We start from the raw sequence: 24,357 nt of genomic DNA, 5'->3' as shown, positions 1-24,357 counted from the left end.
ATAATGTATAGATACCAAAAAGGTGTAGGCTTAGTTGAAGTACTTGTTTCGTTAGTGCTTTTGGCAGTGGCCGTGCTTGGATTTACTGCAATGCAACTTCGTGCAGTCACTGCAAGTATTGAATCAGCGAATAATGTGCAAGCAACGACATTAGCACGAGACTTAGGTGAGCGTATGCGTGCTAATCGTGCTGGTTTTAAAAACTACATAGATAAGCCACCAGCATCTCCAAAGACAGACTGTAATTCTACTCCTTGTACCCCTGCTGATATAGCTACGTTCGATTATGCACAAGTAGGACGCAAAGCGACTGCAGCAGGCATGAGTATGAACATCGTTACATGTCCACGTTCGACTTTATCACGTAAGTGTATTTTGGTTGCTTGGGATGAAACATCACCAACAGTTGGTGATAGTAAACCACATTGCGTCAATGCTACTGCTAGTTACGTCACTGGTTCTAAATGCATAATGATGGAGACATATAATCAATGATTACTCAAAATAAAACACAGCAGGGTTTTACTCTAATTGAACTGATGATTTCTATTGTATTGGGTTTATTGGTGATTGCTGCTGGTTTATCAATCTATCTTAGTGGACATCGTTCTTTGATGTTGCAAAATGGCATGGGTGAGCTACAACAGAATACGATTTTTGGTTTGGCTTTGGTAACACATGATATACGTCACGCGAACTTGAACGGTAATCAGGAAATGCGAATTAATCCAACAGTGGAAGGGTCAGGTATTGTTTTTGCTACCACAAATTTACCACAAAATATGTCTCAGACTGCAAATTTATTCAGTCAGGCTGAAGCAACAGAGACTGCAACGAATCAGAATAGTGATCGATTGACGATTCAGTTCCGTCCAGGTAGATCAATGAGTAACTGCGAAGGGCAAAACTTAAGTGCTAAGGATAGCACTGTTATGTATGTACAGAAATACCATGTTGCACAAATGCTGCAGTCGAATGGATCTGAGTACACGCCAAAACGTTTTGGACTTTATTGCAAGGCCTACTCATATAGCGACTCGAGTCGTGCGGCACTTACTCCAAGTAGCAATAATGAGAACGGTCAACTTATCATGCCAGATGTTGATGCTTTTAAAGTGAAATTAGGTGTGAAAGCTGCAGGTGATACCATGACGTATATGCCTATTAGCACTTATGCTAGTGCGGCGTCAGGTGATGTGGTTTCTGTTAATTTAGGTGTATTAGTTCGCTCATCTAGCCCTGTTGGTCCAGATTCAAAATTTAATAATGATCAAACGTTTGATTTGTTCAATAACGGTGATAGCAAAGCTGATTCTTACGGCCAAGTTACGCTTCGAAAAGAGCAAAAAACAGCCAATAAGTATTTGCGTAATGGCTATAGTCAGTTGGTTGTGTTTCGTAATACAGCAGGAGTAGTCTAATGTTAAAACAAGATCAAAAAGGTAATACATTGATTATTGTTCTCATTGTATTGCTACTCGTCACGATTATCGGTGCAATTGCAGTGCGCTCAAGTATTTTAGGTTTGAGCCTTGCCACAAGTAATCAAATTAACAATTTATTGTTGCAAAATAATGATGCAGTGTTATTTGAATTGAAAGATGAAAATAAGTTATCACAAAACTTAGTTTCTAATCAGGTTTATGGATATTTCAATAACCCAGCAAATGCTCAAGATGAACTCACTTTCTGTTATCGTGCAAGCAATTCGAGATTTTTTAGTTTAGCAAATGCCAGCGTTACTGGTTCTACCAAATTAGGTGTTGGTGGATATTGTCAAAGAAACTGGTTCTCTTCTGGTCGTTCAGCAATTCTTACGCAAGTATATGTCAAAAGTAAGTCTGGGCAAGCACCTTTAACCAATATGACTTTGGGTACAAGTGGGGGTGCTACAGAAACTGCCCAAATTTCCCCACGTACAATGTCTGTGACAACGATTTCAGTATTACCGGCTTTTGCTAGTGCAACAGATGCACAGATCCAATCCTGTTTTAGAAATAGTACAGGCGATACAGTGCAGGATTGTTTTACTGCTTTAAACATTCCTTTAAATGTGCAGTCTTCAGAGTTTAAGATTGAAGTATCAGAAGCTCGTTAACCCATAAGGTCTTTCCCTATTCGCTATTGAGGAATCTATATAATGATTAAGTTAAATCCTAAAGCTTTAGTGGCTTCAGTCTCGTCTTTGATGACCTTAAGCATTGCTGTAAGTATACCTGCAACACATGCCACTGACATAGAAATTTATAAACTACCAGATAAAACACAAAAAACGGTAATGATGATGTTGGATACGTCAGGTAGTATGATGTATTGTGATACTGTACCTGGGTTTGGCGGTGCATACATGCCTTATAGTCAAGATGGTAGTTCATATAATGCATCAAATAAAGCTATAGATTCTAGTGGTATCGAATGGACTCGTCGTGGGTGTTTGATAAATGGCGTAATGCATTATGACCGTATTACACGACTTAAAGAAGCCATATTCACTGTGATGAATAGTACTGCATTGGATGATAGTGTATTGATAGGCATTGGTCACTTTATTGCAGGTCCTGGTGCTAGGAATAACTCTACAGGCAAAATTGACATTCCAGCAAAACCACTCACTGCAGCACAACGCTTGGACATCAAGACTTATGTGGCAGATAAATTGGATGCAAGTGGTCAGACCCCTTCAGCCAATGCTTATGCTGAAGTCGGTGCTTATATGCTAGGTACCAATACTACGATGACCGATAGTCGTTATTCTAGCTATAGTGGTTTTTCAAATTCTACGTCGGTTTCAAAAAATGGTAGTAATTATATTAGCCCACTTCCTACAACTGGACAAAAAGAATGTAGTGGTCAAGCAATTTACTTTCTTACAGATGGTGCACCCAATAATTCGCCTTTCCCGCAACATGTAATGCGTCAAGCTTTGGGTAGTATGAGTTCAACCTTTCCATTAACAACCTCATACACTGGTCTATTAGATAATGGTTCTAATGGTGGTATGCTACAGGTGGGTGAGTTTGCTAAACGATTGAGAATTTCAGACCAAAATCCTAAAGGTGTATCTATTAAGACAGCAGTAGTAGGATTTGGTACAGATTTTGAGGAGGCTGAGCGTAATAAACATGTACTTCCTGATGAGAACGGTAAGGACAGAACCTATTATAACTGTGCTGCGATTCAAAACGTAGATATTCGTAATGCATGTAACTGGGGTGAAAAGACGAATGCTAGTTTGTCAAATGTAGGCGGATATGGTGAAGGCGGTTTCTTCTATGCAAAAAATAGTGATGATGTTGTAAATAGTATTCTTGCAGTGGTTGACGGTGCTGGTGTTAATATACCAACTATATTAACTGGTGCGCCTACAGTACCTATTGACTCAACTAATCCTCAGAACTATTTACCGTATGCTTACTACGCAAGCTTTACACCAAAACCTGATGCAGTTCAACAACTGTGGATAGGTAATGTGGATAAATATCGTATTCAAAATCGTGGTTTAGTCGGCAATAATGGTTTAAGTTTGATTGATAATAATGGTAAAATAAATCCAGATGTTCATGGTATGTGGTCGGCAGGTAGTCAAATTGGTGTTAAAGATAAGATTCCATTGAGAATGCTAACAGGTACTAATCAATTTGCACGTAAGCTACTGACCAACCGTAGTATTGTTAGTCAACAGAATACTTTTGTTGCACAAAATACAGCCACGTTAAAAGAAGTCTCATTGGATTCATTGTATGGAACAGGTGCTACAGCAACGTTTTCTAATGATCCTAAAAAGAATTATTGGTTAAATGTTTTGGGCTATAAGGTTCCAGAAAATGCAACAATAACACGCGCCGATCTAAATAAACAGGGAACTATGCGTCAGCTAGCGGCAACGATGCATTCTTCCCCAATTTTATTAACTCAATCAGTAACATTTGCGCCAACAAATGGTACCACGGTAACTGGTCGTGATGACTATATGTTATTTGGCAGTACTGATGGCATGTTGCATGTGATTAATAATGAAACGGGTGAGGAAAAATTTGCATTTTTACCAAATGAAATGATGGAGCGAAATCCTAAAGCATTCTTGAGTGAAGAATTGACAGGTAATGCAGGTAGAAATAATTTGTTTTATGGTGTTGATGCACCTTGGACAGTTTATACTCAGTATGTTGAAAAAACGAATGGTGATGGCTCTAGTAGTTTAACGGTAGGTGATTCAGGCCGAACTGAAGATAGCAATGCTACAGGAGGTTTAGCAATCAAAGGTTTACAGTGGGCTTATGGTGGCTTGCGTATGGGGGGGAAAAGCTATTATGCTCTAGATCTTTCCGATATAAGTAATCCTAAACTAAAATTTCAAATAGATCCTGCAAACAGTAAAATTTATAATGGTACTACTTCCAAAAACGTCGCAGAGCTTGCGAATATGGGGCAAAGTTGGTCTAAACCGACTTTAGGTTACGTTAATTGGGGTGAGATTAATGGTAAGCCGTTGAAAAAATTAGTTATGTTTGTTGGTGGTGGTTATGACGCTACAGGCGGTACTGATGGTAAGGGTTATGAAACATCAAACTATAAACAAACTAATAAGCAGGGTGCAGGTGTATATATGTTTGATGCTAATACGGGAGATTTATTATGGTGGACTTCTGCACAAAATGCAGGAACATCGTCTGCAGGCGTACAATTTACCAGTGCTCCAGATATACAATACAGTGTAGTCAGTCGTATCAACACCATTGATCGTGATGGTGATGGTTTGATTGATAACTTATACTTTGGTGATTTGGGTGGTCAGGCATTCCGTGTGGATTTAGATAATACAGCAACGAGTACATCAAGCTTTGGTAAACGTGTAGTACGCTTATTTAATGAAAATAAAGCGGATGGTACTAGCCCACGTTTCTATGAAATGCCAAGTTTTTCTCCACATTCTGAATTAGCGGTCAATGGCGGTGATGAGAAACGCTTTGGTGTAGTTGCGTTCTCGTCCGGTGATATGAGTTCTCCATTTTCTGCAGGTACCTATATTACTAGTACAGGACAGCTTGTGAATAATCCAACTGCCCAAGATGGGGTATTTATATACTATGATAATGACATTGCAAAGAATAATTTATTTGCGAGTGATTTTATTGCAACGACACTATCTTCAACAAACTTAGCATTAGCCGATTTTGCCAATGGTGTACCACAGAAAACAAACACCGGCTACAATCGTGGTTGGAAATATTTACAAACTGGCAGTGCTGGTCGTTATAAATCGACTGGCGAGCCATATGCTTCCTTGAATCTATTGTTTGTAAATCTTTATGATAAAGATGGTGCGGGTATTAGTGGTGATTGCGGTGGTGGTGTGCGCGGTAACAGCTATGTACAACAATTCTGCTTACCTTCAGGTAAATGTAATCAACAAGCGCATGGTTTCAGTGGTGGAAATTCTGAGAGAGGTCCTATTATAAGTAGTCAAACGCTAGGTGCAGGTATAGTAAGGACTACTCGAGGTGGTACATCTTTAGATCGAGGAAATGTTACAGGTATTCAACCACAGACAGCGACTAATTGTGCTTCTCCAGCAGGTAAGATGGATCCATTATGTCAATCTAGTAAGCTAGGTGGTAAAGTACAAAATTTACGCTGGTTTGAATCTAAATAGGAGTAAAACATTATGATCACAAAACATCGGGGTTTTACTTTGATTGAATTGGTGATTACTGTGGCGATCATTGCGATTTTCGCAGCGATCGCCATACCAGGGTATCAGCATTATATGCGCAAACAAGACTTTTCTGTTGCTCAGCAGTATGCATCTTGTGTAGCCATGGAATTAGATCGTTATAAAGCTCGGAACTTTAGTTATAAGGATTTTCATATAGAGAAATCCGGCTGTACTGCACCAGACAATTATGACTTTTTATTAGCTGATAGCTCAAGTACAGAGGATAATTTGGTGGAGATGCATGAAGGTTCTGGCTTAGGTTGGGGGTTGAAAGCAGAAGCATCTGATGCAAAAAACTATAGTTTTCTAATAAATAGCGCAGGTGAGCGTTGCAAAAACAAATCTTACAGCGTGATTACTTGGACAAGCTGTGGTACAAAAGATACAGGCTCGGAGAGTTTTTGATGAATAAACAGCAAGGTTTTACCCTCATGGAATTGATGGTGGTGGTCGCAATCATTGCTATTTTAGCAGCGATTGCTATTCCAGCATATTCGGGTTATCAGGTACGTACCAAGCGTGTAGATATGCAAACAGAGATGATGCGTATTGCACAAGAGTTGCAACGTTACCAAGTTGCAAACAGGACGTTTAAAGATGCAACTTTAGGTGCGGGTAGTAATATTGCTCCAGCTACTTATCCTTCTACAGGCACGGCACTTTATAATCTAGCTCTGACCGATAAAGATGGAAAAAAGTTAAATGCTAATGGTGCAAATATTGCAACTTGGCAACTTACCGCGACACCAATAGCTGGGACAAGCCAAAAAGACAACGGGATCATTTGCTTGAATAGTGATGGTAAGAAGTTTTGGAAAGAGAAAGCTGACAAATGTGAGTTCGATAAGGCAGGTGGTTGGGACGGACGTTAATCACTTAGTCTAAGTAAGCTCTACAATAAAAAGCATACCTCGGTATGCTTTTTATTTCAGGGCAATCGCGCTACAAAAGATGAGTAATTCTGCTAAGCAAAATACAATTAATAGGAAAATCTTAATGCAAATTTAGACTGTATTTTAATCAAAATGAAATTTTTATCGGTTGCTGTTTAGATAAATGAGTTGTTCTAACAGCTTCCTGTAAAATAAATCGGTTTTAAAATATACAGTTTAGTTTTAAGAGAGACCTATTAGTCTTAATTTGAGACTATAGCGCGATTGCCCTGTTTTTATTTTTTTAATGCTTTTATTTTATTTAAAAATCCGGTAAAATATTGGTTCTTTTGAAAGGGGTTTGCAATATTGTCGGTGGTCGATAATATGAATAATCCGTAAGAATTATAAGGTTTCTTATCATGGTAGTAATTCGTTTAGCGCGCGGTGGTGCGAAAAAGCGTCCTTTTTATCAAATCGTTGTAACTGACAGCCGTAATGCGCGTGACGGTCGTTTCATCGAACGTATTGGTTTCTTCAACCCTACAGCACAAGGTCAAGCAGAAAAAGTTCGTTTAGATGCAGACCGTTTTGCACACTGGGTTGCACAAGGTGCTCAACCTTCTGAGCGTGTTGCGTCTATCGCTAAGCAACAAGCTAAAGCTGCTCAAGCATAATTTGATTTTTGTATCATTAATATGAAGATCATCACCGAAGGCGAATTGCCACAAGATCGTATCCAAATCGGTCAGTTACGTTCGCCTTATGGTCTAAACGGTTGGTTTTGGGTGTATTCAAATACAGATCCCATGACCAACCTTTTTGATTATTTGCCTTGGTATATCCAAACCAAAAATGGCTGGACGCAAGTCAGTGTCAAGCGTTGGAAACCGCAAGGTAAAGGTCTAGTGGTTGCATTGAAAGATGTTGCTGACCGTACTGTTGCTGAACAACTGGTTGGTAGTGAGATTTGGATTAGCAAGAGTCAATTGCCACAAGCTGCAAGCGACGAATATTACTGGAATGACCTAAAAGGTCTGACTGTAATCGGTCATGATTCAAATGAAGAAAACGTGATTTTGGGTAAAATTCATGAATTATTTGAAACGGGTGCCAATGATGTGATGGTAGTACGCCCAACAGCGGATAGTGTCGATGATGAAGAACGTATGATTCCTTGGCATCGTGACGTAGTACAAAAAGTTGATTTAGAACAAGGCGAAATTTATTTGGCTTGGGGTGTGGACTATTAATCATACTATCTTAAAATAATAATATTTAACGATTCAATTTCTTTTTTTCAAAAATTTCTATTTACTATTCATTTTAGGCGAGCAAAAATGTGGTGTGCAGTCATTAGTTTATTTCCCGAAATGTTTAATGCGATCACACAACATGGCATCACTGCACGTGCGATACAACGTGGATTAGTTAAATTTCATAGTATTAACCCAAGAGATTTTGCTGTAGGTAATTATCGCCGTGTCGATGAACGTCCTTTTGGTGGTGGACCAGGTATGGTGATGATGGCAGAGCCATTGTCAAAAGCCATTCAATACGCCAAGCAACTGGCACAGCAAGAAATTGGACAAGATGTGCCTGTAATTTATATGTCGCCACAAGGTAAAACGCTTAACGAACAGGCTGTCTGTGAACTAAAACAAAGTTTGCCACATACAGGTGGATTGATTATTTTATGTGGTCGCTATGAAGGTGTAGATGAGCGTCTGATTCAACGCTATGTCGATGCAGAATATTCGATAGGTGATTATGTGCTAACAGGTGGTGAGTTGCCTGCCATGGTATTGTTGGATAGTTTAATTCGTCGTCTGCCTGATAGTATGAGTGACGCACAATCTGCTGAGCAAGATTCTTTTGTAGATGGGATGTTAGACTGCCCACAATATACCAAGCCTGACGAGTTTGAAGGTTTGGCTGTGCCTGATGTGCTGAAATCTGGACATCATGCTAATATTGAAAAGTGGCGTTTTTTACAGCGTTACCAACGCACCCAAGCACGCCGTCCTGAATTATTACAGCATGTTGTGCTAAGTAAGCAGCAGCAAAAATGGTTAAAAGAATTAGATAATGTAAGTTCAGGATAGGTTGAAATTTAATTATTTGATTTTAAAAAATTAATTGATTTGTAGGGTGCGTCCCACGCACCAATTTAATGTCGTTTTCTGAAAGGTGCGTAAAACGCACCCTACGCTTCAAAAATCATATGATTAAAATAAAAGAATGCTATTTTAAACGGAACTCACTTTAGATAAATAATCACTCAAATTAATCGTATAGATGGTTTGAAACTGGGCGATAATTTTGCTAGAATATCGCACTCTTTTTGAGTTTTACTGGTTCTGTAAATTGAAAATACTCAATTTATAGTAAATATAAACGGGTCGATACGCGTTTTAGCCTCTGTCCCCAGTGTTGTTGATGTTTTATTCGCAACACATATTGGAGTATACCCACATGAGTGGCAAGCATCCTTTAGTTCAACATATTGAAAATGCACAATTAAAATCTGACATCCCTGCGTTTGCACCGGGTGACACAGTTATTGTGCAAGTAAAAGTAAAAGAAGGCGACCGTGAGCGTTTACAGGCGTTTGAAGGTGTAGTAATTGCGAAGAAAAATCGTGGTTTGAACTCAGCTTTCACAGTACGTAAAATCTCTAGCGGTATCGGTGTAGAGCGTGTGTTCCAAACTCACTCTCCAATCGTTGCGAAAATTGAAGTGAAACGTCGTGGTGATGTACGTCGTGCGAAACTTTACTATCTTCGTGAGCGTTCTGGTAAATCTGCACGTATCCGTGAAAAGTTACCTGCACGTAAAGCTCAAGCTTAATTTATGGTCATCGTACGATAAATTATCTTTTGCAAAAGATGCACCTTTCGGGGTGCATTTTTTATTTCTGAAAAGACATTTAAAAAGTAATACTTTCGATTATAATAATGAGCTATTTTGCAATGATTTTTTATTATGTCAAATCGCCGTTCACCACAAAAAAAATCTAATCGCCGTGCCATTCATGGGGTATTTTTACTCAATAAACCGTTGTCTATTAGCTCAAATCAAGCTTTGCAAAAAGTACGCTATTTATTTAATGCGGATAAAGCAGGGCATACGGGTGCTTTAGATCCTTTGGCGACTGGGTTGCTGCCGATTTGTCTAGGTGAAGCGACTAAATTTTCACATTATTTATTAGATGCAACCAAACGCTATCAGACTACTATTCAATTGGGGAGTCAGACCAGTACGGGTGATGTGGAAGGTGAAGTGATTTTACAACAGCCGATTCCAGCATTGACAGAAGAAAAAGTTTTACAAGTCTTGCAAGATTTTCACAGTGAACAAAAACAAATCCCACCGATGTATTCGGCACTAAAAAGAGACGGACGACCGTTATACGAATTGGCAAGACAAGGTATTGAAATAGAACGAGAAAGTCGTGATATTTTGATTGAAAAAATTGATTTACTTTCGTTCGATGAGCAATCTATTACCTTAGATATTACCTGTTCTAAAGGCACATATATCCGTGTCTTGGGCGAAGATATTGCCAAAGCTTTAGGCACTTGCGGTCATTTGACCATGCTACACCGTCTGCAAACGGGGCATTTATTGCTCAATCCAACTTATACCATTGAATATTTAGAAAGCTTGACGATGGCTGAACGTGAGCAATTATTATTGCCTGTACATAGTCCTGTGCAAGATTTTCCACAATATCAATTGGCTGATGAACGCATCAAATATTTCTGTAATGGGCAAGAAAGCAGTATTGATTATCTTGAAACTGAAGATGTATTGGTATTTTCAGGGGCACGCTTATTGGGTTTGGCAAGTGTGAATGAGCATGGACGACTGATTCCAAAACGGATTTTAAATTTGCCAGAATAATCATACTGTCTTGAAATATAGGTAAAAAATGGAACTTTTTCCGCTTGTTTATTTGATCGCTTTTGCTTTTACGGCAGGTCTCATTGATGCTGCTGTCGGTGGGGGTGGTTTGATTCAGACGCCTGCATTATTGAATTTTTATCCCAATACACCTGTTGCGACATTATTTGGGACGAATAAATTGGCATCGGTATTTGGTACAGCATCGGCGACATTAAATTATATCCGTCGGGTAAAATTCGATTATCGTTTGATTGCTTGCGTTGCGATGAGTGCAGGCATTTTTTCTTATTTTGGAGCACATAGTGTTAGCTTAATCCCACAACATATTTTGCGTCCAATCGTGCTGCTACTATTGATTTTAATTGTAATCTATACCTTTAAACAAAAGCAGTTTGGCTTGGCACAGCAAGATTTTATCTGGTCAAAAAAAACGATGTTGTTGGCAATTGTTGGTGCATCGGCGATTGGTTTTTATGATGGAATATTTGGACCAGGCACGGGTAGTTTTTTTATTTTCTTTTTTATTCGTTATTTACAGTTCGATTTTTTACATGCCTCGGCACTGGCAAAAGTCGCTAATTTGATGACCAATATCGCAGCATTAAGCTTTTTTATCCCAGCAGGACATATCATTTTCCAATTGGGCCTATGTATGGCGGTGGCGAACATTTGCGGCTCAATCGTGGGCGTGCGAATGGCATTTAAATATGGCACAGCATTTATCCGTAAGTTGTTTTTACTATTATTATTGGTGTTGATTGGGCGTTTGACTTGGCAAACTTTTAGCTAAATATCAATGCCTTATCAATGATTTTTATAAAAACTATTTTTAAACTGAATTGCAAAATTTGCCATAACGTGTTAAAAATAGCATTTTTAAGACACCGCATTGTCGATAATCAATCGGTAATCATTTGTAATGAGTGGACTATCTCATGAAGCATCAGCGTCAAGAGCTTTATAAAGAACGTGAGCAACAGATTATTGCCGTTGCAGAAAATCTATTATTAGATAATCAAAATTTTACCCTAGATGAAATTGCCAAAGAGCTGAACTTAGCAAAAGGTACGTTATATAAGCATTTTTCGAGTAAAAATGAATTATTAATGCGACTGGTGATTGATAATGAATATCAAGTTTTGGATATTTCTAAACAGTATGGTGATGATTTAAAACAATATATTCCGCGTTATATGTTGTATCATTTATTAGACCCCAAAAAAACCATTACGCTTCATCATATTGAAGAACAGCTCACTATGACTGTGTCGCAGTCAAGTTTGGCATTTGATGAATTGTATCGTATACGCCAACAGCGTTTGGCAGATATTCGTGAAATGGTAGAAAAACACGCCAATGCGATGAATTTTGAAATCTCCATCCGTGACTATTCATCTTATGTTTGGTCGATTACTTTTGGGGCATGTTTATTACTGAATTCCAGTTATTACCAACGCTCGATTGGCTCACGCAAAAAATTAATTAATTTATATATTAATCAGGCTTTGGCTTTTCCAAAACAAACCATTGATATGGAAGAGTTTTGGGCGGAAGAATAAAAGGTTTTTGATTTAGAAAATAATAAAAGGACGTATGATACGTCCTTTTACTTTAATTGATTTTAAAAATCAAATTAATCAAACAATTTGCCTTTATTCATAATCCCATTTGGATCAAATACCGCTTTTAAAGCTTTCATATATTCGATTTCAGTTGGCGTACGGGTATAATCTAAATATGGCTTTTTGGTCATGCCTACGCCGTGTTCGGCTGAGATTGAACCATTGTATTGTTTCACCGTATCAAACACATATTTATTGACGATTTGACATTTGGCAAAAAAGTCATCTTTGCTTAAATCAGCAGGCTTTAAAATATTTAAATGTAAATTACCATCGCCAATATGTCCAAACCAACAAATTTCAAAATCAGGATAATTATCCGCAACGATTTTTTCAATATCGGCAATAAATGCAGGCACATGCGTAATCAGTACCGAAATATCATTTTTGTATGGAATATACGGCACAATCGATTCGGAAATATCTTCACGCAAACGCCATAGATTTTGTACTTGTTCCAAGCTTTGGCTGAGCACCCCATCTAAAACCCAACCTTGTTCCATACAATGCTCAAATAATGCTATGGCATTGTCCATGATTGGCTCATACGGTGCTTCAAATTCAAGCAAAACGTATAATGGACAATCTGTGGCAAATGGACGTTGTACATGACCATGATCCAAAACTTTTTGCATGGCGACCGCATCAAAGAATTCAAATGCAGTTAAATCGATTTGATTTTGGAACGCATGTAAAATCGGCATCACCGCTTCAAAATTTGGCACACCAAGTACCATGACTTGCAAATCTTTTGGCTGACGGTCTAGTTTGATTTCGGCTTCAGTGATTAAGCCTAATGTACCTTCACCACCGATAAATAAATGCTGTAGGGCATAACCCGTAGCATTTTTAATCATGCCTTTATTGAGATGTAAAATATCGCCTTTGCCTGTAACGACAGTCAAGCCAAGTACCCAGTTGCGTGTCATGCCATATTTGATGACTTTGATCCCACCTGCATTAGTACCAATATTGCCACCAATTTGACTAGAGCCTGCTGATGCAAAATCAACTGGATAGTACAAGCCTTGTTCTGTAGCATAGTTCTGTAATTGCTCAGTAATTACACCTGCTTGCACACGTACCATACGATCGGCTGGATAAAAATCTAAGATTTGATTCATCTTATCCATGCTCACCACGATTTCACCTTGGCTCGCTACTGCACCAGCAGATAAACCTGTACGACCACCTGATGGCGTAATCACGATATGATGTTGATTTGCCAATTGTACAATGGCTTGCACTTGTTCGGTGCTAGATGGGAAAACGATTACACTTGGATTTGGCTCAAAATGTTTAGTATAGTCTTTGCCCCAGTGCTGTAGGCTATCGCTGTCGGTTTTTACACGGTCATTGCCAACAATTTGGCGAAGTTGAGTTAAGATTTCATCATTCAGTGTGGCTTGTACGCTAGTCATAGCATCTCTCAGAGCAGGTTTGATGTCGTAGGAGGGAATAAAATAATGCTGTACCATTTGTGGTTGCTACGATTTATGTTTGATTCAATGTAGCAAATGGTGTGATTTATATTAGCATATCTTATGTTGCAGTATATGTACTAAAAAGAAAAATTTTTACTAAAGTTTAACAAATTTAACAACTTGATAGCATTCGCTTGCAGATTTAAGACAGCAAAAAATACAAATTGTGTTAGATTAACCCTACGGATAACATCTTTCTATCAGTTTAGATACTGCTGATAAAATTTAATTTATCACTTTATCGTGAAGAATTGATGAGATGCAACGAACACTATTGTTTGCAAATTAGAGATTATAGCTTGCCAATGCTTTTCTCTAACCCCCTAGACTTCCTCGGTTTAGGGGGCTTTTTTTGTATTGCATAGATTAGGTTAATATTAAAATTTTTGAGTCGTTGCAGTTCTTGTCTTTATCATGTCAATACGCACTAAATATTATCGGAAATAATCATAAAAGTGTTTTATATAACGTCCATTTACTCATTCTATTTTAGTAATTTATTCAAAATGAGATTGCATTTTATGTTATGATGGCTGTCATGTTTTATTGTATGTTGAAATACATTGTATAGGATAGCATCATGAGCCAAAATTTATCACTTCCAAAGGACAAGATCCGCTTTTTATTGTTAGAAGGTGTGCATCAAAATGCCATTGATACCTTGAATGCTGCGGGTTATAGCAACATTGAATATCATAAAACTGCATTAGAAGGCGATGCACTCAAGCAAGCAGTAAAAGATGCTCATTTCATTGGTATTCGTTCACGTACGCAATTAACAGAAGAGATTTTTGCTGAAGCAAATAAACTGATTGCGGTGGGTTGTTTCTGTATTGGGACGAACCAAGTCGATTTAGATGTAGCGATGACACGTGGTATTCCAGTATTTAACGCACCGTATTCAAATACGCGTTCTGTTGCAGAATTGGTGTTGGCAGAAAGCATTTTGCTATTACGTCGTATTCCTGAAAAATCAACAGCTTGTCATGAAGGTGGTTGGGATAAATCAGCTGTAGGCTCATTCGAAACACGTGGTAAAACACTTGGTATTATCGGCTATGGTTCAATTGGCTCACAGTTATCTGTATTGGCTGAAGGCATGGGCATGAAAGTAATCTACTTTGATGCCGTGACCAAATTACCATTGGGTAATGCACGTCAAGTCGGTAGCTTGGATGAATTGCTTGAGCAAGCAGACGTAGTAACTTTGCATGTACCAGATGTACCATCTACTCGCAATTTCTTTACCAAAGCCCAATTCGCTAAAATGAAAAAAGGCTCAATATTCTTGAATGCAGCACGTGGCACTTGTGTAGTGATTGACGATTTGGCAGAAGCATTAAAATCAGGTCACTTGGCTGGTGCAGCGGTCGATGTATTTCCAAAAGAGCCAAAAGCCAATGGCGAAGAATTTATCTCGCCTTTGCGTGGTCTAAATAACGTAATTTTGACACCACACGTGGGTGGCTCGACGATGGAAGCTCAAGCCAATATTGGTTTGGAAGTGGCTGAAAAATTTGTTGCATATTCAGATAAAGGTATGACTTTGTCTGCGGTGAATTTCCCAGAAATCGCATTACCATTGACCGAAGGCAAACATCGTCTATTGCATATCCACAAGAATATTCCAGGTGTATTGTCAAAAATCAACACATTATTTGCTGAACAAAATATCAACATTTCTGGTCAGAGTTTGATGACTAAAGGCGATGTGGGTTATTTGGTGATGGATGTTGATGCATCTGCGTCAAATGAAGCATTAGATATGTTAAATCAAGTCGAAGGTACGATACGCGTGCGTCTATTGTTCTAATAATTTGATTTCTATATCATTACGAAAAACGACTTACTGTAAAGTGGGTCGTTTTTTAATTTTTACTCAAAAAAAACCTTTATCTAAACATAACACAGATAAAGGCAATTTTCATTCATTTAAAAAAAATTAGACGATGATTTTTAAATCAATATAACAAACTACGCGCACTGTTTTGGCTAATAAAACCATCAGCAATTTGACCATTCGCGGCTTGCCAACGTTGGAATGCGGCACGTGTATTGTTCCCAATCACACCATCAGCACCTTTGGTATCAAAGCCTAATGCAGTCAAACGTTGTTGTAATAACATTGCTTGACTAGACGATAGCCCCTGCTCTTGACGTGGCCATGAAGCTTGTAAAGTTGGTGCACCAATAATAGCACGACCAAGCATACTTACACCTAGAGCATAGCTTGATGAGTTGTTATAAACACGAATCACTTCAAAATTACGGCTGGTCAGTAGAGCAGGACCTTGATATCCAGCAGGTAGCCATAATTCTAAAATGGTGTCGCCAGATGGCGTAGCTTGATTAAAACGTACACCTAACGCTTGCCATTCAGCCAAAGTCTTTTTGGTAGCAGACTGACGATAATCAAAACCATTTGGCAGTTGCACTTCATAATAAGGTTGTAAACCGCGTACCCAACCCGAACGTCCCAAATAACTTGCGGTTGAAGACAATGCATCGGTGACATTCCATGGGTTTTTATGTCCATCGTTATTGCCATCTACACCGTGTTCAATCCATGTGGTTGGAATGAATTGGGTATGACCCATACCGCCTGCCCACGAGCCTTTGAGATTATCCCAAGTGACATCGCCACGTTCAACCAAAGTCAGCATCGCAATCAATTGTTGTTCAGCAAATTCACGGCGACGACCGTCGTAAGCCAAAGTCGATAAGGCACTGACCAAATCAGTACTGCCCCAAGCATGACCATAACCTGATTCCATACCCCAAATCGCAGTAATAATCGATGCAGGTACACCATACTGGCTCTCTAAACGATCCAATAATGCTTGTTGGTTTTGATAACCATTGCGTCCACCACTGACACGACTACTTGATGTTGCAGAATCCGCATAGCTCCATGGCATTTGGCTAAATTCTGGCTGGCGACGGTCGAGTGATACCACATTACCGATATATTGTGCATTCGCCATCATAAATTGCACTTGGCTAGCTGAATGTCCAGTTGCAATCGCACGTTGGATAAAGCTTTGTTTCCATTCATCAAAATTAGAAAATTGTACAGGTGTAGTCGATGGTGTTTGTACTTGACCTGAAGTGATTGGCGGTAATGGCTGTGGCATTGGGTGTTCAACCACACCAACGTTTGGTGCTGTAGCTTGCTGAGCAGTGCAAGCTGCCAAAATCGCAGCAGGTACCAGCACTAAAGCAAGACGAAGATGTTTTTTATTCACAAAAAAAACCTGTTTTAGTTACAATTATGCTCAATCATAACAAAAACTTATGCAAAATGCTAAAGCATTAACAAAACTTTGCATAGTGCTAAAGTTGAGCAATTTTTATGAAATTAATCAAAAAATTGCCAAGGTGTAAATACAGCCTGATTTTGCTTTTTTACCTCAGCAAGCCAGTTGAACCACACTGCATTATCGGGATCATCACGATCATATTGGTATTCATAAAATGCAAAATCATCTTCGATATTGACCAATTCAATATTTTGTTGTGCCAAATTCTCTATTAATGCTTGTACAGCATCTTGTTCTTTTGCAACAGGTAATAATACTGAAGCAAAGAGCTTCTTCTGTTGTGGTGGCTGATTCAATCGTCCTTCGAATAAAAAATACCAATAACGCATAAATAAACCTGTCTTCAATGTAAAAAAATCATCCCAACATTATATTGAGATGATCTGATAAATAAATATAAACAACGTTAAGTAATTGGCTTATTTTACCATTTTACTGAGTGCAAAGTGACCGCCTTTCGCTTCCATAATTGCAACTTCAGCATCTTTACGTTCGCCGTCAGCCAAAAACGCCATATTACCAGTCATACCTGAGTGGGTAATTGTTGGTAAGGTCTCAGCAATCTTTTTGGCATCAACTGTACCAGCTTTCTTGATGGTATCTGCCAAAACCATGACCGCATCATAGGTCAATGGTGCAAAGGCTTGTACAGTCTGACCTTTGAATGCAGCTTCGTATTTTTTCACAAAGTCCGCACCACCTTGCATACTTTCTACAGGTGCAACGGTAGATGAGCACAATGAACCTTCACCAGCAGCACCAGCAAGTTTCAAATAGTTTGGTGTACATGCTGCATCAGGTAAAAATACAAATGCTGTGATGCCTAATTCACGTGCTTGTTTTGCAAGTGACGCAGCTGTATCATCATAACCGCCCCACAAGATACCATCTGCACCAGCCGCTTTGATCTTAGTCAAAACTGCTTTAAAATCAGTGGTTTTATCTGTTGCTGACTCACGTACAGTGACTTCTACGCCTAATTCTTTTGCTTTTTTATCGACTTGATCTGCGATACCTTTACCATAAGCTGTAGCATCATCTAGAATCGCAAATTTTTTCACGCCTTTTTCTTGGGCGAATGTCGCAAGTGCTGGACCTTGCATACCATCGTGTGCACTCACACGGTAGATAGATGCCAAACCACCTTCTAATTTAGGTGCTTTTACGGTCACGTCTGGATTGGTTGATACGGTGAGCGATGGAATGCCTGCACGTGCATAGATTGGGTTGGCAACCATGGTCACGCCAGAGTTGTAGTGACCCACAACAGCAACGATTGATTTGTCATCTGCTGTTTTTTGTGCCACTGTTGCCCCAGTTTTTGGATCGCCAGCATCATCTTCTGCAACGATTTCGATTTTGTATTTTTTACCGCCAACATCGATACCGCCCTGAGCATTTAACTCATCAGCAGCCAATTTTGCACCATTTAAAAAATCTTGACCTGCTGCTGCTTGACCACCAGATAACGGACTACCTGTCGCAATACGGATGACATCGCCAGATGCTTTTCCGCCAGATGCGGTTGCACCTGCTGCGTTGTCCGCTTTTTGACATGCAGTTAAGCCCACGAGTGTTGTAGATGCGACCAAAATCGCAAGCAGTTTTTTGTTCATCATAGCAAATGCCCCTAATGATAATATTAATCACGATGTATACAGTCACATCGCTAAGTCCTTTTGATTAAACAGGTGTCACATAACACTTACAAAGTTTAATTACCCAAGCATTCTAGCATAGCTTTAATTTTAAAAAAGCCTAATTATCTGTGTTTAATGAAAGAGATGAATAAAAGTCAAAAAAGCAGTACCAATTAAAAAAGAGAATAATTTGGCTAAGCTCAACCACATTGAAAAGATAAAAAAAATTAAGCAGGACAATCGCCTGCTTAATGATTTTTATCAGTGATAACTGATGTTGTGATTCATGGTTTAACGTTCTACAGCGATCGCCACACCCATACCACCACCGATACATAATGCGGCAATGCCTTTTTTGACATCACGACGTTGCATCTCATGTAATAAAGTCACGAGAATACGACAACCTGATGCCCCAATAGGATGACCAATTGCAATCGCACCACCATTCACATTGACCTTTTCGCTAGATAAACCAAGTTCTTGTGTGACGCCTAAAGCTTGTGCGGCAAAGGCTTCATTGGCTTCAAATAAATCGACTTCATCCAATTGCCAATTGGCTTTTTCTAAGGTTTTTTGAATTGCGGCAACAGGACCCAACCCCATGATATTAGGTTCAATCCCCGTACTTGCGTACGCACGAATCGTTGCGAGAATAGGTAAGCCAAGCTGCTTGGCTTGTTCAGCACGCATCATCATCGCTGCTGCTGCACCGTCATTGATGCCAGATGCATTACCCGCAGTCACAGTGCCTTCTTTTTTAAATGCACTACGTAAACCTGCAAGTTTTTCTAATGTTGTATCTGCTTTGATATATTCATCTTTATCCATGATGACGGGTGGTTTTTTGCCTTGTGGTACGCTCACTGCAACAATTTCTTGCTCAAAATAACCTGCTGCTTGTGCATCGGCTGCTTTCTGTTGTGATTGTAAAGCAAACTCATCTTGGGCTTGACGAGAAATAGACAGCTTCTCTGCGATATTTTCAGCAGTGATACCCATATGATAGCCTTCATAAGCATCAGTTAGTCCATCATAGACCATGCTATCGGTGAGTGTAGCATTGCCCATTTTTGTGCCAGTACGCATATGCAAAAAATGAGGGCTTTGTGACATCGACTCTTGACCGCCAGCAATGATGATATCAGCATCACCACAAGCAATCGCTTGTGCTGCCAAGTGTAATGATTTCAAACCTGAGCCACATACTACATTTACTGTTGTGGCAGGTACAGCGACGGGTAAACCAGCCAAAATAGCAGCTTGACGTGCGGGGTTTTGTCCTACGCCAGTCGTGAGAACATTACCCAAAATCACTTCACTGATTTGCTCGGCTGGTACGCCTGTTTCTGCTAGCAATGCTTTAATCACTGCCGCACCGAGTTCGGGTGCACGTAATGACGATAAACCACCTAAAAAACTACCGACAGCAGTACGTTTGGCGGCAACAATAACGATATCTTGAGACATATGTTTTTTCCTTAAAATGTAGCGTTTAATCATTCAATGCTGTGGTGATATTACAGCTATCATAGCAACGAATGATATGCTGTAAAATCAAAAATACTGCTCAGTTTTATCTTTTTTACCAATGAAAAAGTGTTGGGTAAATCAAAACGAGATTTGATTGAAATAACGCTGTGCTTCTTCACCTTTTAAAAATGCTTTGAGGGTTGTGGCTGCTGGAGAAAGAGAGCGGTGTCTTTGCTGATAAATATAAAAACAGCGAGATACTTTAGGTTGCTCCAGTGGACGCATCACCAAGCCGTGCTGTTGCACCCATTCAGCAGCATAAGGCAAACAAAAGGTCAGTCCTAGACCGACTTTAGCCATGCCCAAAGCAGTAGATAAAAAATTGACACGATAAGCAGAATGCATCAAATATTCAGCATCTTGTTCAGGTAAATCAGCAGCCAAATGATCGGTAAAAGAGCCTGTCAGCGTGATTAGCGGTGATTGACGTAAATCTTGCCAAGTCACAATGTTTTTTTGACTCAAAGGATGATTTTGTGGCATAACCAAATAGAATGGTGAAGTGAATAATAAATCTGAATCGACATCATTACCATAAGGACGTTCTGGGCCAATACCGAAGTCGGCTTCATTGTTTTGTACACGTTGCAAGACTTGCTCTACATTGCAATCAATCAAATTAATATAAATATCAGGATATTGCTTTGCAAAGGCAGCCAATATCGCAGGCATGGCAGACGCAGCCAGTTGTTGTGACACAGCCAAACGTACTTTACCTTGTTGATGGTTGGTCAAATGATGTAACTCGCTTGCCAAGGCTTGCGTTTCCATCAGAATACGACGTGCTTGAGGTAATAAATGTACGCCGCCTGCCGACAAGCATAACTGTCGAGTTGTGCGATCAAACAGCTTTACATCTAGATTTTGTTCTAATTCTTTGATTAAACCACTTAGTGCAGATTGGCTGAGATGCAAGTTTTCTGCGGCACGCGTGAAGCTGCCACTATCGGCAACAGCAACAAAAGCTCTCAACTGACGTAAAGTAATATTCATGAGTTTATCCAATAAATAGATTGTAAAAAACTGATTGTCTTACAAATTATAAGCTATGTATGATAGAAAAACACCGTTATTTGGTATTTTTTTCAACATGGATAGTGATTCGATAGAGATTCACTCGCTGATGTATTTATTTTGATACATTTTTTATGTTTGGGCAACTATTCGGCAGCCAAGGAGACATGTATGAGCAAACCTCATCTTACTGACATTATTGACGAGCGTCCACTCGGAAAACGTCAATATATGATTCTGATTATCTGTGGCATTTTGATGGTGCTTGATGGTTTTGATGTGCAATCGGTAAGTTATGCTGCACCAGCTATTTTGCAAGATTGGCAAATTGACAAAGGTGAGCTTGGACATGTATTCGGCTCGGGCTTATTTGGCTTGTTGGTTGGCTCATTGGTATTTAGTTATTTCTCTGACAAATTTGGTCGTCGTCCGATTCTTCTTTGGGCAACATTATTTTTTGCAGTATGTATGCTTGTGACCGCTTTTGTACAAAATGTTGAGCAACTGATTGCCTTGCGTTTTATCACTGGTTTGGGTTTGGGTGCGATTATGCCGAATGCCATGGCATTGTGCGGTGAAATTACCCCTAAAAAACAACGCATCTCGGTGATGATGTTTATTGCCTGCGGTTTTACTGTTGGTGCGATGCTAGGTGGTTTTATCGCTGCATTTATGATTCCAAGATGGGGTTGGCATTCAGTATTTATTGTTGGTGGTATTCTGCCTGCTTTATTGTTAATCGTTATGTATAAGTATATGCCTGAGTCTTTACAATACCAAGCATTACGCAATCCAGATGATCCAAAAGTACGCCAAACACTGACCCAGTTTTATCCAAGCGAGACATTGCCAGCACAGTTTCAAGTGACTAAGCCACAAGGTGGTATGCCAGTCAAAGCATTATTCGAAAAAGGACGTCATAAATTCACCATCACCATCTGGGTGATCAGCTTGATGAATATGATTGCTTTGTATTTTCTCTCAAGCTGGATGCCGACTTTGGCAAAATTAACCAGCATTCCGATGGAAAAAGCAATTTTGCTCGGGGCAACCTTACAGTTCGGTGGTACTGTCGGTACGATTATCATGGGACGGCTGATCGATAAACAGGGTTTCCATAAGATTTTAGTTCCGTGCTTTGTTGTTGCAGCGGCAACCATTGCGATATTGGGTAATGTGGTGAGTTCTTTGCCAATGTTCTTTGTACTTATCTTCATTATCGGTTTTGCAGTGATTGGTGGACAACCTGCAATTAATGCCATGGCTGCCAACTATTATCCAACTGAGTATCGCACAACCGGTGTAGGTTGGAGCTTGGGTATCGGGCGTATTGGTTCTGTGATTGGGCCAACACTAGGCGGTTGGTTATTGACTTCACAGGCAGGTGGTGCAGCACCAACACCGCATGATTTGCAGCAATTGTTCTATATCGTTGCCATTCCGTCTATCGTTATTGTTGTGTTCTTATTTATTCAAAAATCTATGGGGTTGGCTAAGGCAAATTAGCTGTCTTAGTTAGACCACATCATTTACTTACCATACCCTTTGGGGTGATTTTAGGAGCGTAAAGCTTATGACTACACTCACACAAGGCGTACATCATGTCGCTTACCGTTGTAAAGATGCTAAAGAGACCGTTGAATGGTATCAAAAACATCTTGATATGAAGTTTGTTTTGGCGATCGCTGAAGACAAAGTGCCATCTACAGGTGAAGATGATCCGTATATGCATATTTTCCTAGACATGGGTAATGATAATATTTTGGCATTCTTTGAACTGCCTACTCGACCAGCCATGGGGCGTGATGAAAATACGCCATTGTGGACACAGCATTTGGCGATGAGAGTGGAAAGTATGGAAGCATTACTTCAACTAAAAGAACGCCTTATCTCGCAAGGGATTGATGTGATTGGTCCAACTAATCATACTTTATTCCATTCTATTTATTGCTTTGATCCAAATGGTCATCGTCTTGAATTTGCTTATGATGTAACCACTGATAGAATGGCACGTGCATTGGATAGTGTAAAATGGGATATGCTCAATGAATGGGCAGAAACCAAAAAAGCACCACAGCACGCACGTTGGGTACATGATGGTACCGAGCCACCTGAATTGGTTGTTGAGTTGAAAAATTAACCAGATAATATCTTAACCTGATATGATCTTAGTGAGGTGTTTATACTTTACATCTCACTGAGATACCTCAAAACACATGTGATAAAGGATAGTAGAAATGAAATTAGCAACACTAAAACAAGGCAGTCGTGATGGTCGTTTAGCTGTAGTCAGTCGTGATTTAACACGCTATGTACTACCTGACATTTTAACTTTACAAAATGCCTTAGATGATTGGGCAACTGCTGAGCCACAGCTCAAAGCAGTATATGATGACTTAAATGCCAACCCAAGCAAAGGCGACGCATTTGACCCTGAAAAATGTCATTCTCCATTGCCACGTTCATATCAATGGGCGGATGGTTCTGCTTATCTCAATCACGTTGAATTGGTACGTAAGGCACGTAATTCAGAAGTACCTGAATCATTCTATGACGATCCATTGATGTATCAAGGTGGCTCAGACAGCTTTATTGGTCCTCGTGATGAAGTTTTGGCTCGTCCAGAATGGGGCATTGACTTCGAGGCAGAAGTGGTTGTGGTGAGTGATGACTTAAAACAAGGTGCAACACCAGAAGAAGCGGCGAAAGCGATTCGTTTGATCATGTTGGTGAATGACGTCTCTTTGCGTAATCTGATCCCTGCTGAATTGGCAAAAGGTTTTGGTTTCTTCCAAAGTAAACCTGCCAGTGCATTTAGTCCAGTTGCAGTGACACCAGACGAGTTAGGCGATGCTTGGCAAGACAGCAAAGTGCATTTACCTTTGCGTGTGACGTTGAATGACAAATTATTTGGTTGTCCAAACGCTGGTCAAGACATGACTTTTGACTTTGGTCAATTGGTGGCTCATGTCACCAAAACCCGTGATGTCTGTGCAGGAACAATGATCGGCTCAGGTACAGTATCAAACAAACAAGGTAACTTGTGGGGTTCATCGGTTGAGCACGGTGGTGTAGGGTATTGTTGTTTGGCAGAAGTACGTATGTACGAAACCATCGAAACAGGCAAGCCACAGACTGAGTTTATGCAACACGGTGATGTTGTGGAAGTGGAGATGTTGGACAAAGAGGGTAACAATATCTTTGGTACCATCATCAATCGTGTAAATACAAAGTATTGATTTTATTA

Annotated in this window: 23 protein-coding genes; 17 read left to right on the top strand and 6 right to left on the bottom strand. The window is 39.6% G+C overall.

Annotated features, from left to right (window positions below; genetic code table 11):
- Positions 1-3: 3 nt before the first annotated feature.
- The 13 genes from pilV (at position 4) to ACEYX7_RS00570 (ending at position 12,056) form a co-directional block, all read left to right on the top strand.
- The gene (gene pilV, locus ACEYX7_RS00630; RefSeq protein ID WP_374802855.1) at positions 4-495 is read left to right on the top strand and encodes a type IV pilus modification protein PilV; all 492 of its coding nucleotides are present in this window, start codon (positions 4-6) and stop codon (positions 493-495) included.
- Complete coding sequence (locus tag ACEYX7_RS00625; RefSeq protein ID WP_374802853.1) at positions 492-1,421, top strand: PilW family protein; 930 nt, start codon at positions 492-494, stop codon at positions 1,419-1,421. Before pilV ends, ACEYX7_RS00625 begins: the two co-directional genes overlap by 4 nt.
- Positions 1,421-2,098: a pilus assembly protein PilX gene (locus ACEYX7_RS00620; RefSeq protein WP_374806560.1), complete on the top strand. Its 678-nt coding sequence runs from the start codon at positions 1,421-1,423 to the stop codon at positions 2,096-2,098. Before ACEYX7_RS00625 ends, ACEYX7_RS00620 begins: the two co-directional genes overlap by 1 nt.
- 186 nt (positions 2,099-2,284) lie before the next feature.
- The gene (locus tag ACEYX7_RS00615) at positions 2,285-5,653 is read left to right on the top strand and encodes a pilus assembly protein (RefSeq protein ID WP_374900087.1); all 3,369 of its coding nucleotides are present in this window, start codon (positions 2,285-2,287) and stop codon (positions 5,651-5,653) included.
- Positions 5,654-5,665: 12 nt separating this feature from the next.
- Entirely contained in the window at positions 5,666-6,121 is a 456-nt protein-coding gene (locus ACEYX7_RS00610; RefSeq protein ID WP_374802847.1) for a type IV pilin protein, read from the top strand.
- Positions 6,121-6,588, top strand: a complete 468-nt coding sequence (locus ACEYX7_RS00605; protein WP_374900085.1) for a type IV pilin protein — start codon at positions 6,121-6,123, stop codon at positions 6,586-6,588. The genes ACEYX7_RS00610 and ACEYX7_RS00605 overlap by 1 nt, the downstream gene beginning before the upstream one ends.
- Before the next feature lie 422 nt (positions 6,589-7,010).
- On the top strand, positions 7,011-7,265 hold the full coding sequence (rpsP, locus tag ACEYX7_RS00600) for a 30S ribosomal protein S16 (protein ID WP_374802843.1): 255 nt from the start codon (positions 7,011-7,013) through the stop codon (positions 7,263-7,265).
- Between the two features lie 21 nt (positions 7,266-7,286).
- A complete protein-coding gene (gene rimM, locus ACEYX7_RS00595; RefSeq protein WP_374806558.1) occupies positions 7,287-7,841 on the top strand; it encodes a ribosome maturation factor RimM in 555 nt (184 codons plus the stop codon).
- Between the two features lie 87 nt (positions 7,842-7,928).
- The gene (trmD, locus tag ACEYX7_RS00590; RefSeq protein WP_374802839.1) at positions 7,929-8,693 is read left to right on the top strand and encodes a tRNA (guanosine(37)-N1)-methyltransferase TrmD; all 765 of its coding nucleotides are present in this window, start codon (positions 7,929-7,931) and stop codon (positions 8,691-8,693) included.
- Positions 8,694-9,063: 370 nt separating this feature from the next.
- On the top strand, positions 9,064-9,438 hold the full coding sequence (rplS, locus tag ACEYX7_RS00585) for a 50S ribosomal protein L19 (protein WP_374802837.1): 375 nt from the start codon (positions 9,064-9,066) through the stop codon (positions 9,436-9,438).
- 135 nt (positions 9,439-9,573) lie between these two features.
- Entirely contained in the window at positions 9,574-10,494 is a 921-nt protein-coding gene (truB, locus tag ACEYX7_RS00580) for a tRNA pseudouridine(55) synthase TruB (RefSeq protein ID WP_374802835.1), read from the top strand.
- Between the two features lie 28 nt (positions 10,495-10,522).
- A complete protein-coding gene (locus ACEYX7_RS00575; RefSeq protein WP_374802833.1) occupies positions 10,523-11,287 on the top strand; it encodes a sulfite exporter TauE/SafE family protein in 765 nt (254 codons plus the stop codon).
- Between the two features lie 145 nt (positions 11,288-11,432).
- Positions 11,433-12,056, top strand: coding sequence for a TetR/AcrR family transcriptional regulator (locus ACEYX7_RS00570; RefSeq protein ID WP_374806557.1), 624 nt, complete (start codon positions 11,433-11,435; stop codon positions 12,054-12,056).
- 74 nt (positions 12,057-12,130) lie between these two features.
- On the opposite strand, the gene ACEYX7_RS00565 is transcribed toward ACEYX7_RS00570, so the two are convergent.
- Entirely contained in the window at positions 12,131-13,540 is a 1,410-nt protein-coding gene (locus tag ACEYX7_RS00565) for an FAD-binding oxidoreductase (RefSeq protein ID WP_374900090.1), read from the bottom strand.
- 643 nt (positions 13,541-14,183) lie between these two features.
- On the opposite strand from ACEYX7_RS00565, the gene serA reads away from it, so the two are divergent.
- Positions 14,184-15,416: a phosphoglycerate dehydrogenase gene (gene serA / locus ACEYX7_RS00560; protein WP_374900083.1), complete on the top strand. Its 1,233-nt coding sequence runs from the start codon at positions 14,184-14,186 to the stop codon at positions 15,414-15,416.
- A 148-nt stretch (positions 15,417-15,564) separates the two neighbouring features.
- On the opposite strand, the gene ACEYX7_RS00555 is transcribed toward serA, so the two are convergent.
- From ACEYX7_RS00555 to ACEYX7_RS00535, 5 genes are all read right to left on the bottom strand, one after another.
- Entirely contained in the window at positions 15,565-16,848 is a 1,284-nt protein-coding gene (locus ACEYX7_RS00555; RefSeq protein WP_374802825.1) for a lytic murein transglycosylase, read from the bottom strand.
- A 113-nt stretch (positions 16,849-16,961) separates the two neighbouring features.
- Complete coding sequence (locus ACEYX7_RS00550; protein ID WP_374802823.1) at positions 16,962-17,252, bottom strand: hypothetical protein; 291 nt, start codon at positions 17,250-17,252, stop codon at positions 16,962-16,964.
- A gap of 90 nt (positions 17,253-17,342) precedes the next feature.
- Positions 17,343-18,542: a branched-chain amino acid ABC transporter substrate-binding protein gene (locus tag ACEYX7_RS00545; RefSeq protein ID WP_374802821.1), complete on the bottom strand. Its 1,200-nt coding sequence runs from the start codon at positions 18,540-18,542 to the stop codon at positions 17,343-17,345.
- Positions 18,543-18,854: 312 nt separating this feature from the next.
- Positions 18,855-20,033, bottom strand: a complete 1,179-nt coding sequence (locus ACEYX7_RS00540; protein WP_374802819.1) for an acetyl-CoA C-acetyltransferase — start codon at positions 20,031-20,033, stop codon at positions 18,855-18,857.
- Positions 20,034-20,174: 141 nt separating this feature from the next.
- Positions 20,175-21,089, bottom strand: a complete 915-nt coding sequence (locus ACEYX7_RS00535) for a LysR family transcriptional regulator (protein WP_374802817.1) — start codon at positions 21,087-21,089, stop codon at positions 20,175-20,177.
- 192 nt (positions 21,090-21,281) lie between these two features.
- Here ACEYX7_RS00535 and ACEYX7_RS00530 point away from each other — a divergent pair, with 192 nt between their 5' ends.
- The 3 genes from ACEYX7_RS00530 to ACEYX7_RS00520 all read left to right on the top strand — a co-directional run bounded on the left by ACEYX7_RS00530 (position 21,282) and on the right by ACEYX7_RS00520 (position 24,349).
- Positions 21,282-22,616 carry an MFS transporter gene (locus ACEYX7_RS00530; protein WP_374802815.1) on the top strand — a complete coding sequence of 445 codons (1,335 nt, stop codon included), beginning with the start codon at positions 21,282-21,284 and terminating at the stop codon, positions 22,614-22,616.
- 67 nt (positions 22,617-22,683) lie between these two features.
- Complete coding sequence (locus ACEYX7_RS00525; protein WP_374802813.1) at positions 22,684-23,250, top strand: VOC family protein; 567 nt, start codon at positions 22,684-22,686, stop codon at positions 23,248-23,250.
- Positions 23,251-23,347: 97 nt separating this feature from the next.
- Positions 23,348-24,349 carry a fumarylacetoacetate hydrolase family protein gene (locus tag ACEYX7_RS00520; RefSeq protein ID WP_374802811.1) on the top strand — a complete coding sequence of 334 codons (1,002 nt, stop codon included), beginning with the start codon at positions 23,348-23,350 and terminating at the stop codon, positions 24,347-24,349.
- Positions 24,350-24,357: the final 8 nt, after the last annotated feature.

The sequence above is a fragment of the Hubeiibacter jixunmingi genome (assembly GCF_041928215.1).
Classification (GTDB): Bacteria; Pseudomonadota; Gammaproteobacteria; order Pseudomonadales; family Moraxellaceae; genus Acinetobacter.
Note: the sequence above shows the minus strand (reverse complement) of the source record. Positions and strands in the feature narration are given on the sequence as shown.

Coding starts and splice junctions, on each gene's coding strand:
- pilV (WP_374802855.1), top strand. CDS start 4: ATGTATAGATACCAAAAAGGTGTAGGCTTAGTTGAAGTACTTGTTTCG.
- ACEYX7_RS00625 (WP_374802853.1), top strand. CDS start 492: ATGATTACTCAAAATAAAACACAGCAGGGTTTTACTCTAATTGAACTG.
- ACEYX7_RS00620 (WP_374806560.1), top strand. CDS start 1,421: ATGTTAAAACAAGATCAAAAAGGTAATACATTGATTATTGTTCTCATT.
- ACEYX7_RS00615 (WP_374900087.1), top strand. CDS start 2,285: ATGTTGGATACGTCAGGTAGTATGATGTATTGTGATACTGTACCTGGG.
- ACEYX7_RS00610 (WP_374802847.1), top strand. CDS start 5,666: ATGATCACAAAACATCGGGGTTTTACTTTGATTGAATTGGTGATTACT.
- ACEYX7_RS00605 (WP_374900085.1), top strand. CDS start 6,121: ATGAATAAACAGCAAGGTTTTACCCTCATGGAATTGATGGTGGTGGTC.
- rpsP (WP_374802843.1), top strand. CDS start 7,011: ATGGTAGTAATTCGTTTAGCGCGCGGTGGTGCGAAAAAGCGTCCTTTT.
- rimM (WP_374806558.1), top strand. CDS start 7,287: ATGAAGATCATCACCGAAGGCGAATTGCCACAAGATCGTATCCAAATC.
- trmD (WP_374802839.1), top strand. CDS start 7,929: ATGTGGTGTGCAGTCATTAGTTTATTTCCCGAAATGTTTAATGCGATC.
- rplS (WP_374802837.1), top strand. CDS start 9,064: ATGAGTGGCAAGCATCCTTTAGTTCAACATATTGAAAATGCACAATTA.
- truB (WP_374802835.1), top strand. CDS start 9,574: ATGTCAAATCGCCGTTCACCACAAAAAAAATCTAATCGCCGTGCCATT.
- ACEYX7_RS00575 (WP_374802833.1), top strand. CDS start 10,523: ATGGAACTTTTTCCGCTTGTTTATTTGATCGCTTTTGCTTTTACGGCA.
- ACEYX7_RS00570 (WP_374806557.1), top strand. CDS start 11,433: ATGAAGCATCAGCGTCAAGAGCTTTATAAAGAACGTGAGCAACAGATT.
- ACEYX7_RS00565 (WP_374900090.1), bottom strand. CDS start 13,540: ATGACTAGCGTACAAGCCACACTGAATGATGAAATCTTAACTCAACTT.
- serA (WP_374900083.1), top strand. CDS start 14,184: ATGAGCCAAAATTTATCACTTCCAAAGGACAAGATCCGCTTTTTATTG.
- ACEYX7_RS00550 (WP_374802823.1), bottom strand. CDS start 17,252: ATGCGTTATTGGTATTTTTTATTCGAAGGACGATTGAATCAGCCACCA.
- ACEYX7_RS00545 (WP_374802821.1), bottom strand. CDS start 18,542: ATGATGAACAAAAAACTGCTTGCGATTTTGGTCGCATCTACAACACTC.
- ACEYX7_RS00540 (WP_374802819.1), bottom strand. CDS start 20,033: ATGTCTCAAGATATCGTTATTGTTGCCGCCAAACGTACTGCTGTCGGT.
- ACEYX7_RS00535 (WP_374802817.1), bottom strand. CDS start 21,089: ATGAATATTACTTTACGTCAGTTGAGAGCTTTTGTTGCTGTTGCCGAT.
- ACEYX7_RS00530 (WP_374802815.1), top strand. CDS start 21,282: ATGAGCAAACCTCATCTTACTGACATTATTGACGAGCGTCCACTCGGA.
- ACEYX7_RS00525 (WP_374802813.1), top strand. CDS start 22,684: ATGACTACACTCACACAAGGCGTACATCATGTCGCTTACCGTTGTAAA.
- ACEYX7_RS00520 (WP_374802811.1), top strand. CDS start 23,348: ATGAAATTAGCAACACTAAAACAAGGCAGTCGTGATGGTCGTTTAGCT.